The organism is Pleomorphomonas sp. NRK KF1 (assembly GCF_023721755.1).
Classification (GTDB): domain Bacteria; phylum Pseudomonadota; class Alphaproteobacteria; order Rhizobiales; family Pleomorphomonadaceae; genus Pleomorphomonas.
The window spans coordinates 31,984-48,982 of record NZ_JAMDLH010000013.1 but is presented as its reverse complement, the minus strand read 5'-3'; the positions used below and the strand labels follow the sequence as shown (position 1 = coordinate 48,982).

Genomic DNA, 16,999 nt, shown 5'->3' with positions numbered 1-16,999 from the left:
TCGATCAGCGCCCTTCGCGCGTCTCGATCTCGCCGATCATGTCGACGCGGCGGGCATGGCGTCCACCCTCGAACTCCGCGGTGAAGAATTCATCGACGATCATCAGGGCCAGGTCCTGCCCGACAACGCGGGCGCCGAAGGCCAGCATGTTGGCATTGTTGTGCTGGCGCGACAGGCGGGCCGTGTAGGGCTCCGAGCAGACGGCGCAACGGATGCCCTTGAGCTTGTTGGCGGCGAGCGAGATGCCGAAACCGGTCCCGCAGATGACGACGCCGAAGTCGGCCTCGCCGGCCTGAACCATGCGGGCGGCCTTTTCGCCCCAGGTGGGATAGTCCGTGCGCTCGGCACTCGCCGGGCCGACGTCCTCGACCGCATGGCCGAGTGCCGTGAGGTGGGCGGCGACGGTCTTCCTGAGGTCGAGGCCGACGTGGTCGGAGGAGATGACGATCTTGAGCTTGCCGGTCATTGGACGGCTCCGAATTTGCCGGCGACATAGAGGCAGGCGCCGCGCGCGCCGCTATCGCCGAGGTTGGAAGCGAGGCGCACCTCAAGCACGTCGCGCGGGAAGGGCGCACGGGCGTGGGCGAGAAGCCGCGTCTTCAGGGTGTCGAAGGGGAAGGCCGGCATTTCGAGGACGCCGCCGCCCAGGAACACCAGCTCGGGGTCGATGATGTTAACGGCGGTCGCGATCCCCATGGCCGCCGTCTCGACGAAGTTGACGATGTCCGGGTGATCGCCATGGCGAGCGAAGATCTCGGCGATGGGCGTCTCCGGGACGTTGCGTTCCTGCCAGCCTTTCAGCCAGCGGCCGCAGCAGACCGTTTCGAGACACCCGACCTTGCCGCAGCCGCAGGTGCCGGTCGCACCGGGCACCGGAATATGGCCGAGCTCGGCGGCCGAGCCGTGGGCGCCGGTGTAGAAACCGTTGATCCACACGGCATTGCCGACGCCGGTGCCGATGTAGACGCCGAGCGCCACCTTGGGCGTCCGCCCGCTGGCCCTCATGTCGTGGAAGAACTGGAAATTGACGTCCCGCTCCGCCACGACCGGCACGCCGAAGGCGTCCTCCAGAAGCGACACCACATCGAGCCCATCGAGCCCGTCGACATTGGGTGCCGACAGAACGACGCGACGATCCGCATCGAGGGTCGCCGGCAGACCGATGCCCACCGCCTGCGGCTTGAGGCCGGCACGGTCCACGACGTCCCGATAACGGGCGATGGTTCCGGCGAGCTCCGGCCCGGCCGCCATCAGGTCGGCGGTCCCGTATTTCTCGGACAGCATGAACTCCCCATCCGCCATGACGGCGAAACGGGTGTGCGTGCCGCCGAGGTCGATGCCGGCGAAGACGCTCATTGCGCGGCTCCGAGGGCCGCCTCGATATCGGCGGTCATGATCTTCCAGGCCTCGGCGATATCCTCATGATTGTGGAAGAGACCCGAGGTGCCGACGATGAACACGTCGGCGCCGGCTTTGGCCAGGCGCGCATAGGTGCGCTTGTTGCAGGAACCGTCGATTTCGATCAGGAAGTTGAGGCCGCGTTCCTCGCGCAGGCGCTTGGCTTCAGTGATCTTGTCCAGCATCTCCTCGATGAACGGCTGGCCGGCGTAACCGGGATCGACCGTCATGATGGTGATCTTGTCGATCAGGTGAATGTAGTGCTTGAGGCTGTCGAGCGGCGTCGCCGGATTGATCACGATGCCCGGCTTGCAGCCGAGTTCGCGGATCTTGGCGATGATGCGGAAGGCGATGGCGTTGATGGTCTCGGCCTGCGGCGAGATGTAGCCGGCGCCGGCCTTGGCCATGATCGGCACCCACATCCACGGGTCCGTGGTCATCAGGTGGCAATCCATCGGCAGCTTCGAGACCTTGGCGACGCTTTCCATGAAGAAAGGGGACAGCGTGAGGTTCGGCACGTAGTGGCCGTCCATGATGTCGATGTGCAGGAAATCGGCATGGCTGTCGAGGAAGGTAAGCTGTTCCTTGAAGCGCAGGAGGTCCATGCACATCAGGGAGGGGGAGATCTTGATCTTCATCGGGTCGTCCTGGTCTGGGCCGGAGCGTTCCGGCATGTCCCCCGCCGTGGGGAGGAACGGCGAGGGCGGGCCGCCCCGCCGGGAGGAAGGCGGGACGGGACTGCTTATATGGTGTCCGGCGTGTTTTGCATCAGCGCATGCGGGCGATCAGACGATCGAGCGCCACGGCCGAGATGATCAGGCCGCCCATGACCACCAGCTGGTAGAAGGTGGGTACGCGCAGGATGTTGAGGCCGTTGTTGATGGTGCCGATGATCAGGCCGCCGATCACCACCGAGGGGATGCGCCCCTTGCCGCCGAAGAAGCTGGTGCCGCCGATGATCACCGCCGCGATGGCATAGGTCTCGAAACCCGTGCCGGCCGCCGGCTCGGCGGCGCCGAGGCGGGCGATGGACAGCACGCCGGCAAGACCTGCGCAGAGGCCGGAGATCATGAAGACGATCAGCGTGTGCAGCTTGACGTCGATGCCCGAGTAGAAGGCCGATTCCTTGTTGCCGCCGACGGCGTAGATGTTGCGGCCGAGACGTGTTTTGGCGGTGAAGAACCAGAGCACCGCGGCGAACGACAGCGCGAAGATCACCGGCACCGGCACGAAGCCGACAAAGCCCGTCACCGTGTTCACGAAGTCGTAGGAGAAGCCGAACACCGGGCTGGCGCCGGAAATGATCATCGTCACGCCACGGAAGATGGCGTTGGTGCCGAGCGTGATGATGAAGGGATGCAGGCCGGTGAAGTTGACGAGCAGACCATTGACCGCGCCGAGCGCCAGACCGCCGCCGACACCGCCGATCAGCACGGCGAGCGTCGGATCGAAGCCGGCCACCATCAACTGGGCGGTGATCATGCCGGTGAGAGCCAGGACGGATCCGACGGAAAGGTCGATGCCGGCGATCAGGATCGGGAAGAACTCGCCGAGCGCGATCATGATGGTGATCGAACTCTGCAGGAAGATCTGCACGATGTTTTCGGGACGTGTGAAATAGGTGGGGGACAGGGCGCTGAACAGCACCACGATCACCAGGAGGATGCAGAGCGTCCCGTAGATGTCCCAAAGTTTGCCGAGTTTAAGCCGCTGGCTCATTTGCCGTCCCTCATTGCGACGCTCAGAATGGATTCCTCGGTTGCCGTGGCGCCGTCGAGGATGTCCATGATGCGGCCGTTGCGGAACACCGCGACGCGGTCGCAGACGGCCAGGATTTCGGGGAGTTCGGACGACACCATGATCACCGCCTTGCCGGCGGCAGCGAGCGTCCGGATGATTTCGTGGATCTGCGACTTGGCGCCGACGTCGATGCCGCGCGTCGGTTCGTCGAAGATGATGACGGAGGGAGCGATCGACATCCATTTGCCGACCAGCACCTTCTGCTGGTTGCCGCCCGACAGCTCCAGGATGCTCTGATCGATGCCGGCGCAGCGGATGGAGAGCTGCTTGCGTTGCTCCTCGGCGATGACCCGCTCGGCCTTGCGGTCGACGAGCCCCCAGGTCCCGCGGAACGGGGCGTCCTTCACCGATTTGGTGACGGCAATGTTGCCCTCAATGGTGAAATTGGGGGTGAACCCGGTCTGGCGGCGGTTCTCGGTGAGGTAGGCCATGCCGGACTTCACCGCGTCGACGGGATTCTTCGGCGTGATATCCTTGCCGTTGAGGACGATCTTGCCGGCGGCGCGCGGCTCGGCGCCGAACAGGCAGTTCATGAGATCGGTGCGTCCGGACCCCACAAGGCCGGCAAAGCCCAGAACCTCGCCGTGATGCACCTCGAAGCTGACGTCGCGTACCCGCTTGCGGTCGGCGCTGGTGACGTTCTCGACCTTGAGGACCGGCACCGCCGTGCGGTCGATCGGCTCCTCGGCGAGAAAGCGCTGCTTGACGACGCGACCGACCATCATGCGCACGAGGTCGTCGTTGGTATACTCCGAGATGCGGCCGTGGCCGGTGGAGACGCCGTCCTTCAGCACCGAGAAGGTGTCGCCGATTTCGCGCACCTCATCGAGCTTGTGGGAAATGAACAGGATGGCCGTGCCTTCCGCCTTGAGCTGGCGGACGAGGGCGAACAGCCGCTCGGTTTCGACCGAGGTGAGGGACGACGTCGGCTCGTCCATGACGAGCACGCGCACGTTCTTCATCAGCGACTTGGCGATCTCGATGATCTGGCGGTGGGCGATCGGCATCTCGCCGACCGGCTTGTGCAGATCCAGATTGCCGAGACCGAGCCGGCCGATGATCGACCGCGCCTCGTCTTCCATCAGCTTCCAGTCCACGACGGGAACGCCGAGGCGGCGCTTCACCGGCAGGCGGCCGACGAACAGGTTCTCAAGCGCCGACAGCTCGTTGATGACGGAGAGTTCCTGATAGATGATCGAGATGCCGGCTTCGCTCGCCTCGCGCGGCGTCACCAGCGAATGGGACACGCCGTCGAGCATGATCTCGCCGCCGGTCGGCTCGTGGATGCCGGTCAGGATCTTCATCAGTGTCGACTTGCCGGCGCCGTTCTCGCCGAGGAGGACGTGCACCTCTCCGGGGCGAATGTCGAGATTGACGCCTTTCAGCACCGCGACGTTGTTGAAATGCTTTTCGATGCCGATCATGCGGACGATCGGAGCGGCTTCTTCGATGCCGGTCGGACCGGCGGTGTTCGGAGCCAGGTTTGACATGTCGATCTCGCTAGGGCCGTCGATCGGTCGGCTGTTCAGAAATCGTCCGGCGCGCCGGGGGAGTGACGCGCCGAACGGAGGAGGATGGAGGCGGTCGCATGCGCGACGACCGCCTCATCCGGCCAAGTCGATCACTTGGTGACGAGAACCGAGTCCACGGCCACTTGCTTGGGCTCGGCGCCGACAGCCGTCAGCGTGCCCGCCTTGACGGCCTCAACCAGGATTTCGAGGCTGGTGGCGCCGATCTGGGCCGGGTCCTGGGCGACGGTCGCCGTCAGGCGGCCGGCGGCCACCATCTCGCGGGCTTCCGGCGCGCCGTCGGTGCCGACCACCAGCACCTTGCCGGCCTTGCCGGCGTTCTGCACCGCCTGCATGACGCCGAGCGCCATGGTGTCGTTGGCGCAGTAGAAGGCCTTGAGGTCGGGCGAGGACTGCAGGATGTTGGTGGCGACGTCGAGCGCCTTCAGGCGGTCCCAGTCGGCCGGCTGGCTAGCCACCAGCTTGACGTTGGAGGTCGCCTCGAAGGCGGCCTTGGCGCCGTCATGACGGGCCTGACCCGAGGCGTTGCCCGCCTTGCCCTCGACGATGGCGACTTCACCACCCTCGGCGCCGAGCTGATCGATGATGAACTGGGCGCCCTTCTCGCCGACTTTGACGTTGTCGGTGGTGACGAAGGCTTCGACGTTGGCGCCGGCGGCCTCGAGGGCCTTCATGTCGACCTTCTCGTCGATATTGACGATCGGCTTGCCCTTCTTGTAGGCGGCAGCGGCCGGATTGACGAGGTTGACCGGCGACAGCGGCGCGAAGCCGAAGGCCTTGTAGTCGCGGTTCAGCATGTCCTCGAACAGCTGAAGCTGGGCCTGGAAGTCTTCCTCCGACGGCGAGGCGACGATGTCGACCTCGACGCCCAGTTCCTTGGCCTTGGCCTCGATGCCGTCCTTCATCTGCACCCAGAACGGGTTGGACAGCGTCTTGAGGACGATGGCGTAGTCGGCGGCCATGGCGCTGGCCGAGAAGCCCAGCACGCCGGCAGCGGCGACGGTGGCGATGAGCAAACCTCTGATTTTCATAACTCCACCCTTTTCCTTGCGGTTTCCTTCGCCGGCTGGACGCCGTCCGGCGAGTTTTTGTCAGCGCGGGGCGTGCCGCGTCTTTCGGTCCGGCCACGGTCGTTCGTCGAATAGACGGCGACTGAGGTCAGCACCTTGTTCAGGTTCCGCTCGGCGGTCTCGTAGTCCTCGCGCGCCAGGCAGATGAACATCGTGTCGAGGATGGCGAGCTGTGCGATGCGGGCCGCGGCGTTCTGTCCCATCAGCGGGGCTTCCTTGGCCGGTGCGCACAGCACGACATCCGAGTTGCGGGCCAGCGTCGAGGCGATCGAGTTGGTGATGGTGATCACCTTGGCGCCGGAGGCGCGGGCCACTTCCGCGCCGAGAATCACGTCCTTGGATTCGCCCGAGTGCGAAACTACCAATGCCGCGTCCCCCTCTTCGAGAAGGCTCGCCGACATGGCGATGAGGTGCGCGTCGGAAAAGACGCTCGACCGGATGCCGATCCTCAGGAACTTGTGAGAGGCGTCGGCGCACACGGTGGCCGAGCCGCCGACGCCGTAGAGGTCGCGGTGACGCGCCCTCATGAAAATACGCGCCGCCTCGGCGATGGCGTCGATGTCGAGGATGCTTTCCACTTCCTCCAGCGCCGAACGTTCCGTCGCAAACACCTTGCGCACGATCTGCGGGATGGAATCCTCCCGCCTGAGCTCCTCGTCGATCTCCACCCTGAGGTTGGCGTAATAGGCCATGAGATCGGCGCGCAGCTCCTTGAAGCCGCCGTACCCAAGCCGACGAGCCACCTTGACGACCATGGCTTCCGAAATGCCAAGCGCGGCGGCGACTTCACCGATCTTTGGGTTACTCGTCAAATTACCACGCTCCAACAACCAGAGGGCAACAGTCTGTTCCCCCTGTGAAAGCGCAGGTAGTAGCATGCGAATATGCGCCGCGACCGCCATATGGTCGCGAGTTTTGCTTTCTTTCTGGTTGGCAGTCCGCTCCTTGCTCGTCATGTAGCCAAAACCTCGCGCGTCTGCCGTCACCGTGCGTGATGGCCAAAACTTTACGAAAGTGATGTCGAGATGTAAAGTACAAACCGACGGGTCTTTTGCGTCCAGTGTTTATACTTATGGATGATGGCAGCGTGCGAAAGCGTGCCGACGCGGCCCGGGGAGGCGTGTCCGCTTGGTTGGCGCTGTGGTGATTCGGAGGATCGAGCCTGTGCGGGGTGGCGGATACAGGCTTTGGGTCGTCGACCGGATTATCTGCCCGCTGGCGTCGACAGATGCGGATTGGCGGCCGGCCTCATGAGGCGAGGCCGGCCGCCTCCCATCAAGCCAGATCGAAGCGATCGGCGTTCATCACCTTGACCCAGGCCTTGGCGAAATCGCGCACGAACTTCTCACCGGCGTCATCCTGAGCATAGACTTCGGCCAGCGCCCTCAACTGGGAGTTCGCCCCGAACACCAGATCGACGCGGGTGGCGGTCCACTTCACCTCGCCGGTCGCCCGGTCGCGTCCTTCGAACAGCGTCTCTTCGCCTTCCGAGATCGGCCTCCATTCGGTGCCCATATCGACGAGGTTGACGAAGAAGTCGGTACTGAGCACCCCCGGTCGGTCGGTGAAGACGCCATGCTGGGTTCCGCCCCAGTTGGCGCCGAGCACGCGCAACCCGCCGACGAGGACAGTCATCTCCGGCGCGGTCAGGGTCAGGAGCTGCGCTCGATCGATCATCAGCTCCTCGGTGGCCACCGGTCGGCCGGCCTTCGCATAGTTCCGGAAAGCGTCCGCCTTCGGCTCCATCGCTTCAAAGGAAGCGGCGTCCGTCTGCTCCTGTGTGGCATCCGTGCGCCCCGGAGAGAAGGGCACATCGACGGTGTATCCGGCCTTCTTCGCCGCTTCCTCCACGGCTGCCGTTCCCGCGAGGACGATCAGGTCCGCCAGCGATATGAGGCGTGGAGAGGTCGTATTGAACGCCCGCCGGATTTCTTCCAGCACTGACAGCGTGCGGGCGAGCCGCGCTGGCTCGTTCACTTCCCAGTCTTTCTGGGGAGCGAGGCGGACACGGGCACCGTTGGCGCCGCCCCGCATGTCGGAGCCTCGGAAGGTCGAGGCAGACGCCCAGGCGGTCGAGACCAGTTCGGCGACTGTCAGGCCCGAGGCCAACACCTTCGCCTTGAGCGCGGCGATGTCATCCGCATCGACCAACTCGTGATCGACGGGCGGAACCGGATCCTGCCAGATCAGATCTTCGGCCGGCACTTCCGGCCCGAGATAGCGCACCTTCGGCCCCATGTCGCGGTGGGTCAGCTTGAACCAGGCGCGGGCAAAGGCGTCGGCGAAGGCGGCGGGGTCGTCGCGGAACCGCCGGGCGATCGGTCCGTAGATCGGGTCGAAGCGCAGCGACAGGTCGGCGGTGGTCATCATCGGCCGATGCTTGATCGTCGGGTCGTGCGCATCGGGGATGAGGTCCGCCTCCGCCACGTCCTTGGCCAGCCACTGATGGGCGCCCGCCGGGCTTCTCACCAGCTCCCATTCATAGCCGAACAGGGTATTGAGATAGCCCATGTCCCATTGCGTGGGGTTCTTCTTCCATGCGCCTTCGATACCACTGCCGGTGGTATGTATGCCCATGCCGGAGCCGAAGGCGTTCTTCCAGCCAAGCCCCATCGTTTCGAGCGGCGCGGCCTCCGGTTCGGGGCCGACCAGCGTCGGATCGCCGGCGCCGTGGCACTTGCCGAAGGTGTGTCCGCCGGCAACCAAAGCTACCGTCTCCTCGTCGTTCATCGCCATGCGGGCGAAGGTCTCGCGCACGTCGCGACCCGAGGCGACGGGATCGGGGTTGCCGTTGGGCCCCTCGGGATTGACGTAGATGAGGCCCATCTGGACGGCGGCCAACGGGTTTTCCAGGTCTCGCTCGCCGCTGTAGCGCTTGTCGCCGAGCCATTCGGTTTCGGCGCCCCAGTAGACGTCTTCCTCCGGCTCCCAGATATCGGCCCGCCCCCCGCCGAAGCCGAAGGTTTTGAAGCCCATCGACTCCAGGGCGCAGTTGCCGGCGAGGATCATGAGGTCAGCCCAGGACAGGCTGTTTCCGTACTTGCGCTTGATCGGCCAGAGAAGGCGGCGCGCCTTGTCGAGGTTGACGTTGTCGGGCCAGCTGTTGAGCGGGGCGAAGCGCTGATTGCCGGTGCCACCACCGCCACGGCCATCCATCAGCCGATAGGTGCCGGCGCTATGCCATGCCATGCGGATGAACAACGGACCATAATGCCCCCAGTCGGCCGGCCACCAGGGCTGGCTGTCGGTCATCAACGCGTAGAGGTCGGCCTTCACGGCCTTGAGATCCAGCCTCTTGAATGCCTCGGCATAGTCGAAGTCCGGTCCCATGGGGTCCGACCGGCTGGAGTGCTGGTGGAGGATTCGAAGATTCAGCTGGTTTGGCCACCAGTCCCGATTGGACCGGCCGGCGGAAATCGCGTTGGGACTGACCCCATGCATGACCGGGCACTTGCCGGCGCCGAGATGATCAACCTTGTCCATGTCGCCCTCCCTTTGTCGCTTGCGCCGATGCTCGGCACGCCTGCCGTTCCGGGCGCCTTCGCAACCAAGCCGATCATAGGCGCGCCCGCATCTTTCACCAATCCGCTTTGAGGAGGGGATGAGGGCGGAAATCCGCCGTCTTCCGCGCCGTTCCGCAGGTTGCAGCGCTGGGGTGGCTCTGGATAAGTGCCGCGGTTTCGGTCATAGAGAAAAGGCGGGCCGGCATCGCTCGGCTCCGGTTTGAGGGGGAGGGGCGTCGTTGGCCTGGACCGAGCATCTGGCGCTCGTCTACTTTCTGGTCGAGTGGTCGATCCGCCTGGTCATGGTTGTGGTGGTGCCTCTGCGCCGCCCGCCCGAAGCGGCGCGTAGCTGGCTCCTCCTGGTTTTCTTCCTGCCGTTGCCGGCCCTAGTTCTCTACCGCCTGATCGGCCGACCGCGCTTTCCTGCCTGGCGGCAGCAACGCTTCGCCGAGGCCGCCGTTGTCCGCCGGCGCGTGGCGATCTCCCTGCCGCGGCCGGCCCAGTTGGTCCCCGGAATCGCCGACCTGGCGGAGCGGCTCGGCGAGTTTCCCGTGACGGGCGCCTCAAGCCTGGCGCTGATCGGCGACTATGAGCAGTCGATCGACCGCCTTGTGTCCGATATCGACGCGGCCGAGGCCAGCGTTCACCTGCTGACCTATATCTTTGCCGACGATGCAACGGGCCGGAAGGTCGCCGCCGCGCTCGGCCGTGCGGTTCGTCGCGGCGCCGACGTTCGAGTCCTGATCGACGCCATCGGGTCTCGTCCTTGGGCGCGACGAACTCTGGCCATGCTCGAAGCCGAAGGGGTACAATGCCGGCTTACCTTGCCGGTGCGCTGGTGGACGACCGTGCGGAGGGCGCGGGCCGACCTGCGCAATCACCGCAAGATCGCGGTAATCGATGGCCGCCTCGCCTATGTCGGCTCGCAGAACATCGTCGATCGCGATTTTCGCCGTGGCATCGTCAACGACGAGTTGGTCGCTCGCGTGGAGGGGGCGGCAGCGGCGACCGTCGCCGGGGTCTTCGCCAGCGATTGGTATCTCGAAACCCGAGAGATCCTGTCGGCCCCACCGGTGTCGGAAGAGGCCCTCTCCCCCGTTCAGATCATGCCGAGCGGGCCGGACTACGGCGTGCCGGGCTTCGAGCGCCTTCTGGTCGCCCTCATCCACGCCGCGAAGACGCAGGTGACGCTGGTCAGCCCCTATCTGATACCCGACGAGGCGCTGCTTGCCGCTCTCCAGACGGCGGCCTATCGCGGCGTCGTCATCGACCTCGTCGTGTCTCGTGTGGTGGACCAGAGGCTGGTTCGTCTCGCCCAGCGCTCTTTCTACGACGAGTTGATGTCGATGGGCGTTCGCATCCACCGCTATCGCGACCACCTCCTGCACGCCAAGCATGTTTCCATCGATGGACGAGTCGGCGTCATCGGTTCGGGCAACGCCGATCTCCGGTCCTTCATGCTCAACGCCGAGGTCAGCATGCTGCTCTACGACCCGGCTCACGTGGCCGATCTGGTTGCCAGGCAGGCCGAGTGCATGGCGCGGAGCGATCGCCTGGATCTCCGGGAGTGGCGGCGCCGGCCGATGGCGGTGAGCCTTGCCGAGAATCTGGCACGGCTGGTCAGCCCGTTGCTCTGACCAGCCGCCACCATCGCGACGAGCGGCAGCCGCTGCCCGCTACAGCACCTCGTTGAGGAAGCGCTGGAGGCGCGGGCTGTTCGGCCGGTCGAAGATGTCGTCGGGCGTGCCGGCCTCGACGATGCGCCCTTCGTCCATGAAAACGACCTGGTCGGCCGCCTTGCGGGCGAAGCCCATCTCGTGGGTGACCACGATCATGGTCATGCCTCGCTGGCCCAGTTCGGACATCAGATTGAGGACGCCCTTGACGAGTTCGGGATCGAGGGCGCTGGTCACCTCGTCGAACAGGATGACCTCGGGCGCCATGGCAAGGGCTCTCGCAATGGCGACGCGCTGCTGTTGGCCACCGGAAAGGCTGCTCGGCCGATGATCCATGCGGCTGGCAAGCCCCACGTCGGAGAGCCGCGCCTCGGCGATGCGGCGGGCTTCGGCCGGCGGCATCTTCTTCACCTTGGTGAGCGCCAGCATGACGTTCTCCAGCGCGGTATGGTCCGGGAACAGGTTGAACTGCTGGAACACCATGCCGACGCGCCGACGCAGCGTCTCGGGCTTCATGGTCAGGATGGACGCGCCGTCGATCATCACGTCACCGGCCCTGGGCTCCACCAGCCGGTTGAGACAACGCAGGAGCGTCGACTTGCCGGAGCCTGATGGGCCGATGATGCAGGTCACCGTGCCGGCCCTGACGTCGAGGTCGATGTCTTTCAGCACCTCGAGGTCGCCATAGGCCATGCCGAGACCGCGCACGGTGAGGCTGCCGCCCTTGAAGGTCGGGAGCTTCTCGGTCTCCTTCGCCGAGGCGGTGCTGCCTTGAAGCTCGCCGACCTCCTCGAGACCGGACACCAGCGTCGTCGGGCGCCGGCCGGTCCGGAGGCGGTTGTCGACATAGTTGACGAGGTGGGTGAGCGGCACCGTGATGACGAGGTAGAAGATGCCGGCAAGCAGCAGCGGCGACAGATTGCCCGTCACCACCGACTGGTCCTGGCCGACCCGGAAGATTTCGCGTTCGGATGCGAGCAGGCCGAGGAAGTAGACGAGGCTCGAGTCCTTGACGTTGCCGATGAACTGGTTAACGAGAGCCGGCAGCACCCGCCGAATGCCTTGGGGAATGACGATGAGGCGCATGCCCTGGCCGTAGCTCATGGACAGCGCCCGGCAGGCTTCCATCTGGCCGCGTTCGACACTCTGGATGCCGGAGCGGAAGATTTCGCCGATGTAGGCGCCCGCGATCAGGCTGAGCGCGATGATGCCGAGCGGATAGGGGGAGGGGCCGAAGAGTTCCCGACCGATGCGCGCGAAGCCCTGCCCGATGATCAGGATGGTCAGGATGGCCGGCAGGCCGCGGAAAATGTCGGTGTAGATACGGGCCGGCAACCGCACCCAGGGCGACCGGGAAATACCCATCACCGCGAGGACGATACCGACCAGCACGCCGAGAATCGTCGAGGCGAAGGCGAGGATGAGCGTATTCTTGAGACCGATGAACAGCATGTTCGGCAACACGGCCGCCATCGCATCGAAGTCCAGAAAGCTGCGACGAACGTTCTCGAACCAATCCATTGTGGAAGACTTTCCAAGTCGGCTGCTGCGCAAGACAAAAAGAAACCGGGCACGCGAGAGAGCGTCCCGGTCAAGGGGGCCGTCCGGCAGGGGGCGGACGGCTTTCACGGGGACCGGTCGCCGCGCCCGAACCCAAGTCCGGGCGCGGATGGCCGTCTTACTTCTTCGACGGCAGGTACTGGTCCGGCATCGGCGAGCCGGGGAACCACTTCTGGTAAAGGTCCCGCCACGTGCCGTCTTCCATGGCCGCGTGCAGGTTCTCGTTGAGGGCTTCCCGGAAGGCGTCGTTGCCCTTGCGGACGACGAAGCCGGCCGGCGCGTCAAAGGACGGAATGTTGATGGCGAGCTTCAGGGCCGGATAGGTCTCGCCATATTGCTTGGCGGCCTCGTAATCGAGGAAGTGGGCATCGATCGTGCCGTTGTTGAGGCCGGAGACGGCCGAGTTGTTGTCGGGGAACTTCACGATGTCGGCTTCGGTGAAGTTCTTCTCGGCATAGATTTCCTGCAGCGTACCCTGCACCACGCCAAGGCGCTTGCCCTTCAGGCTGTCGGCGTCGGTGATCGAGTCCTCGGACGTCAACACCGTCAGGTAACCGGCAAGATAACCATCGGAGAAATCGACGTTCTTCTTGCGCGCCTCGGTGGTGCCGATGGCGGCGACCGCCACGTCGAAGCGGCCGTTGGCAACCGACGGCATGAGGGCCGAGAAATCCTGACCCGTAAAGGTCACGTGATCCTTGTCGAAGCCCATGCGCGAGACGACGTTGAGGAAGAACTCGATATCGAAGCCGCTGAACTGGCCGTTGGCGTCGACGAAGGCATAGGGCTTGGCGTCGCCCATGGTGCCGACGCTGATGGTCGCCGGATCGATCAGGTCATAGGGATTGTCGCTGGCGGCCAGGGCGGTCGAGGCGCCGGTTCCGGCGAGAACGGCCATAAGGCCAAAGGTGCGGATCTGGCGGCCCAACCCTTTCATTGCACTGCTGATCATGTGCTGTTCTCCTTGTTGTTTAGCTTGTTGTCGTCGACTTCCGCCGTTTCATTCGTGGTGGCGGTGACTTCGCTCCGGACGGATGTCCTTTCGGTATCCCGGCCGGATTTCTTCGAAAGACGAAGTAAAAGACACTCAGCTTCGCCCGGGAAAGATTCCAACGCGCTCCGTAACCCTGCGGACCGGTGGTATAACCTGTGATTGTCCCTCATGACGATGAATGTTGATTCGCATCCATCGGACATGCCTGTTTTCAACGTTGGTACCGGTTCGGATGTATTATGAGACCGGTCTCAATTGGGAGGTTATTGCGACATTGACGTGACGTCAATCGCTATGTAGTGCTACAGCCCATGGACAGAAAAACGTCTCCCTTTCGCCCCGTGACGGTGGCCGACGTGGCGCGGCGAGCCGAAGTCTCCAAGGCGACGGCCGCGCGTGTGCTGGGTGGCTATGGCCCGGTCAGCGAAGAGGTGAAACTGCGCGTCCAGGCCGCCGCCAAGGCGCTTGATTACCGTCCCAATGAACTGGCCCGCTCGGTGAGCACCGGCAAGTCGGGCACCATTGGCATCGTGGTCGGCGACATCGAAAACGCCTTCTTCGGCATCGCGGTTCGCAGCATCTCCGACACTGCCCATCGGCACGGTTTCAACGTCATCCTGGCCAACTCGGGCGAGGAGGTGGAGGCGGAGAAAGCGGCACTCAAGGTGCTGGTCGGCAAGCGGGTCGACGGCCTGATCGTCACGCCGGCCGACAACCGGACCATCGCCCATTTGCGGGATATCGTCCGGTCCCGACGCCCACTCGTGTTGTTCGATCGCCCCATCGAAGGACTCTCCGTCGATGTGGTGGCTACCGATGATCGCGATGCCGCGTACGCTGCAACGATGCGCCTCATCGAGGCCGGTCATCGGCGCCTTGCCTATGTGACCGCGCTCCACGCCGAACCACCTGTCTTCATCGGTCCGGAGCAGCTCTATACGTCGTCGGTCAAGGCGCGCATCGACGGCTTTCTCGCTGCCTGTCACGCCGCCGGCATCGAGGCGCCCGAGCAAGGCATCTGCCTTGCCGGCGGCGCCATTGCCGGCCAGCAGCGAGCATCGGTCGAGCGGCTGCTGGCCGATCCCGAGCCGCCGACGGCGATCCTGGCGTCCGACAGTCTCGTTGCTTTCGAGATATTCAAGGCGACCCAGGCGCGGGGTTTGCGCATCCCCGATCACCTGTCGCTGATTTCCTTCTATGACGCCGAGTGGACGTCGGTGACGACGCCGCCGATCAGCGTCATCGATCAGCCCGTCTACGATATGGGTACGCGTGCCGCCGAGCTTCTGATCGCCCGCATCAACGGCGAAACGTCGCCCGTTCGTCAATGCATCCTGCCCACCCGTTTCATCGCGAGGGAGTCCATCGGTGCGCCGCGCCGGTTGTTGGCGGCTATCTGATTGCCGGTCTGTCGTGGCTCCTGGGAAGCGCTGGATCGTCGCGGCGGGCAAGGCGGCCTCAGTCGCTGGCTGGGTGAGGATAGCCGAAAGCGCCGAAATAGCCGCAGGTCGCGGCGGCGCATTCGGCGGCGAAATCGAGTGCCGATTCTATGGAGCGGCCGGTCAGGACCCCCGTGAGATAGCCGGCGAGGAACGAATCGCCGGCTCCCAATGTGTCCACAACCTTCGCCGGCTTGATCCCTTGTCGATAACGCTGCCCGGCGGCAAGCCAGAACGCGCCGTCGCTCCCGCGCGTCACGCCGACCGTGGTGACGCCGAAGCCGGCGACATAGTTGATGAGATCGTCGACATCGCCGTCGGACAGGCCGGAGCCGGACAGGAAAGCGCCTGTGATCTGCGGTGCGACCGAGGCGATATAGGCAGGATCGCGGTGGGTCGAGAAATCGAATGTCAGGGTTTTGGCATGCGCCCGGATCTTGGGGAGTTCGGGTTCGATGTAGCTGAACACCGACGTATGGACGTTGCCGAAGCTTTCGATGGCGTCGATATCCTCGCCGTCCATGCGAAGGGAGAGGGCCCGCTGAATGCCGCCCTTGTTGGAGCCCAGGAAGACGCGATCACCCTTGTCGTCGAGCGAAACCACGGCCTTGCCGTTCGGCCCGACCGCCTGCCGGAGGCGGTCGATCCAGATGCCTTCCCGCTCAAGACTGTCGCGAACGTGGGCGCCTTCGGGGTCGTTGCCGATCAGGCCGATATAGCCGGCACGGGCAAGACCATAGCGCTTGGCCAGCACCGGGACGTTGAGGGCGTTGCCGCCGGGAAAGAACTCGCCGCGATCCCTGTAGAAATCCACCACGTTGTCGCCGATGCCGAGCAGGGCCGACGAGGACACCGAAGCCACCATCATTCATCCTTTCGGCCGTCGCGGCACGGCCACGCCACACAGGAAGCATGCGCGGGGCGGCAATCCGCCCCGCGGCAAACTATCAGTATTCCATGCGCCACATGTAGCGGCGAACGGTCAACGGGTGGCCCCGGCTGTCGGCGAGCGCCACCGCATAGGCGCGCAGCAGCGCCGTGAACAGCATCGGCGTCAGATATTCGGCGGCGTCGCCGGCCTGTGCCTCAAGGCCGAACTCGGCGGCGTCGAGCACGAGCAGGCGCTTGGAGTACTTCTCGGCGAAGGCGACTGCTCGCTCATCCATCTTGCGAGCATTGCCAAGGCCCTTGAGGATGATGAAGGGCACGTCGAAGTCGGTTACCTCGAAGGGGCCGTGGAAGTATTCGCCGGCGTGGATCGCCGCCGAATGCACCCATTGCATTTCCTGCAGGATGCAGATGGCGAAGGAATAGGCTGAACCCCAGTTGGCGCCTGAACCCATGGTGTAGATCACCGGCTCGCGCTTGTAGCTCTCGGCCCAGGCGGCGATCGATGGCTTGTGGCGTGCGATGACATTCTCGATGGTCGTCGCCATGCCGCCCAGCGCCTTCTCGACCTTGGCGAGCTTGCCGTTGCCCTCGCGGGCGGCCAGGATGCCGAAGACGAGGCGCATCAGCATCGGCGCTGCGTGGTCTTCGGACACGGCCAACGGATTGTACTGGTAGAGGATGGTCGCTTCGGACGCCTGATCGAGCGGCGAGTTCTCGAGATTGGTGAACGAGATGGTCAGCGCGCCGGCCTTGCGGGCGTATTTCGCGGCGGCCACCGTCTCCGGCGTGTTGCCCGAATGCGAGCAGAGAATGACGACCGAACTCTTCCCGAGGCGCTTGGGCGCACGGGCCAGGAACTCGGCCGAGCTGTAGGAGAAGCTGGCGATCTTCTCGGCCTCGCGTTCGACCGCGTAATGGCCGGACATGAGCAGGGCGTTGGAGCCGCCGCAGGCCACGAAGAAGATGTCCGTCACCGCTTCGCGGGCGGCCGCTGCCTTCACCGCCGCCTCGACGTTCTTCACCACTTCCGTCATGATTGATTCCTTGATAACGTCCTATGACGTCATATACGCTAATATGGCTGGTCGATGTCTGTCAACGGCGTTTTCAAGGTGGAGTGTCAGCAAGCGCAAGAGCCC

At 64.6% G+C, this 16,999-nt stretch carries 14 protein-coding genes; 2 read left to right on the top strand and 12 right to left on the bottom strand.

Annotated features, from left to right (window positions below; translation table 11 throughout):
- Positions 1-4: 4 nt before the first annotated feature.
- From rpiB to katG, 8 genes are all read right to left on the bottom strand, one after another.
- Positions 5-466 (bottom strand): ribose 5-phosphate isomerase B, encoded by a 462-nt coding sequence (gene rpiB / locus M4J39_RS22510; RefSeq protein WP_251730743.1) that lies wholly within the window; start codon positions 464-466, stop codon positions 5-7.
- Positions 463-1,356 (bottom strand): allose kinase, encoded by an 894-nt coding sequence (alsK, locus tag M4J39_RS22505; protein ID WP_251730742.1) that lies wholly within the window; start codon positions 1,354-1,356, stop codon positions 463-465. Before alsK ends, rpiB begins: the two co-directional genes overlap by 4 nt.
- Complete coding sequence (alsE, locus tag M4J39_RS22500; protein WP_254005063.1) at positions 1,353-2,036, bottom strand: D-allulose 6-phosphate 3-epimerase; 684 nt, start codon at positions 2,034-2,036, stop codon at positions 1,353-1,355. Before alsE ends, alsK begins: the two co-directional genes overlap by 4 nt.
- A gap of 130 nt (positions 2,037-2,166) precedes the next feature.
- Complete coding sequence (gene alsC, locus M4J39_RS22495; RefSeq protein WP_251730741.1) at positions 2,167-3,117, bottom strand: D-allose ABC transporter permease; 951 nt, start codon at positions 3,115-3,117, stop codon at positions 2,167-2,169.
- On the bottom strand, positions 3,114-4,688 hold the full coding sequence (locus M4J39_RS22490) for a sugar ABC transporter ATP-binding protein (RefSeq protein ID WP_251730740.1): 1,575 nt from the start codon (positions 4,686-4,688) through the stop codon (positions 3,114-3,116). Before M4J39_RS22490 ends, alsC begins: the two co-directional genes overlap by 4 nt.
- Before the next feature lie 131 nt (positions 4,689-4,819).
- The gene (alsB, locus tag M4J39_RS22485; protein WP_251730739.1) at positions 4,820-5,758 is read right to left on the bottom strand and encodes a D-allose transporter substrate-binding protein; all 939 of its coding nucleotides are present in this window, start codon (positions 5,756-5,758) and stop codon (positions 4,820-4,822) included.
- A complete protein-coding gene (locus M4J39_RS22480; protein ID WP_256469870.1) occupies positions 5,755-6,699 on the bottom strand; it encodes an SIS domain-containing protein in 945 nt (314 codons plus the stop codon). Before M4J39_RS22480 ends, alsB begins: the two co-directional genes overlap by 4 nt.
- Before the next feature lie 373 nt (positions 6,700-7,072).
- Entirely contained in the window at positions 7,073-9,280 is a 2,208-nt protein-coding gene (katG, locus tag M4J39_RS22475; protein ID WP_251730737.1) for a catalase/peroxidase HPI, read from the bottom strand.
- Positions 9,281-9,539: 259 nt separating this feature from the next.
- Here katG and cls point away from each other — a divergent pair, with 259 nt between their 5' ends.
- Complete coding sequence (cls, locus tag M4J39_RS22470; RefSeq protein ID WP_251730736.1) at positions 9,540-10,937, top strand: cardiolipin synthase; 1,398 nt, start codon at positions 9,540-9,542, stop codon at positions 10,935-10,937.
- Between the two features lie 39 nt (positions 10,938-10,976).
- On the opposite strand, the gene M4J39_RS22990 is transcribed toward cls, so the two are convergent.
- Positions 10,977-12,497, bottom strand: coding sequence for an amino acid ABC transporter permease/ATP-binding protein (locus tag M4J39_RS22990; protein WP_305884138.1), 1,521 nt, complete (start codon positions 12,495-12,497; stop codon positions 10,977-10,979).
- Positions 12,498-12,654: 157 nt separating this feature from the next.
- Positions 12,655-13,434, bottom strand: a complete 780-nt coding sequence (locus M4J39_RS22455; protein ID WP_251730761.1) for an ABC transporter substrate-binding protein — start codon at positions 13,432-13,434, stop codon at positions 12,655-12,657.
- Positions 13,435-13,841: 407 nt separating this feature from the next.
- Between M4J39_RS22455 and M4J39_RS22450 the strand changes: the two genes are divergently transcribed.
- A complete protein-coding gene (locus M4J39_RS22450; protein WP_251730735.1) occupies positions 13,842-14,930 on the top strand; it encodes a LacI family DNA-binding transcriptional regulator in 1,089 nt (362 codons plus the stop codon).
- A gap of 58 nt (positions 14,931-14,988) precedes the next feature.
- On the opposite strand, the gene M4J39_RS22445 is transcribed toward M4J39_RS22450, so the two are convergent.
- Both M4J39_RS22445 and M4J39_RS22440 read right to left on the bottom strand, forming a co-directional pair.
- Positions 14,989-15,837, bottom strand: coding sequence for a PfkB family carbohydrate kinase (locus M4J39_RS22445; protein ID WP_251730734.1), 849 nt, complete (start codon positions 15,835-15,837; stop codon positions 14,989-14,991).
- 79 nt (positions 15,838-15,916) lie between these two features.
- Complete coding sequence (locus M4J39_RS22440; RefSeq protein WP_251730733.1) at positions 15,917-16,894, bottom strand: SIS domain-containing protein; 978 nt, start codon at positions 16,892-16,894, stop codon at positions 15,917-15,919.
- Positions 16,895-16,999 lie beyond the last annotated feature (105 nt).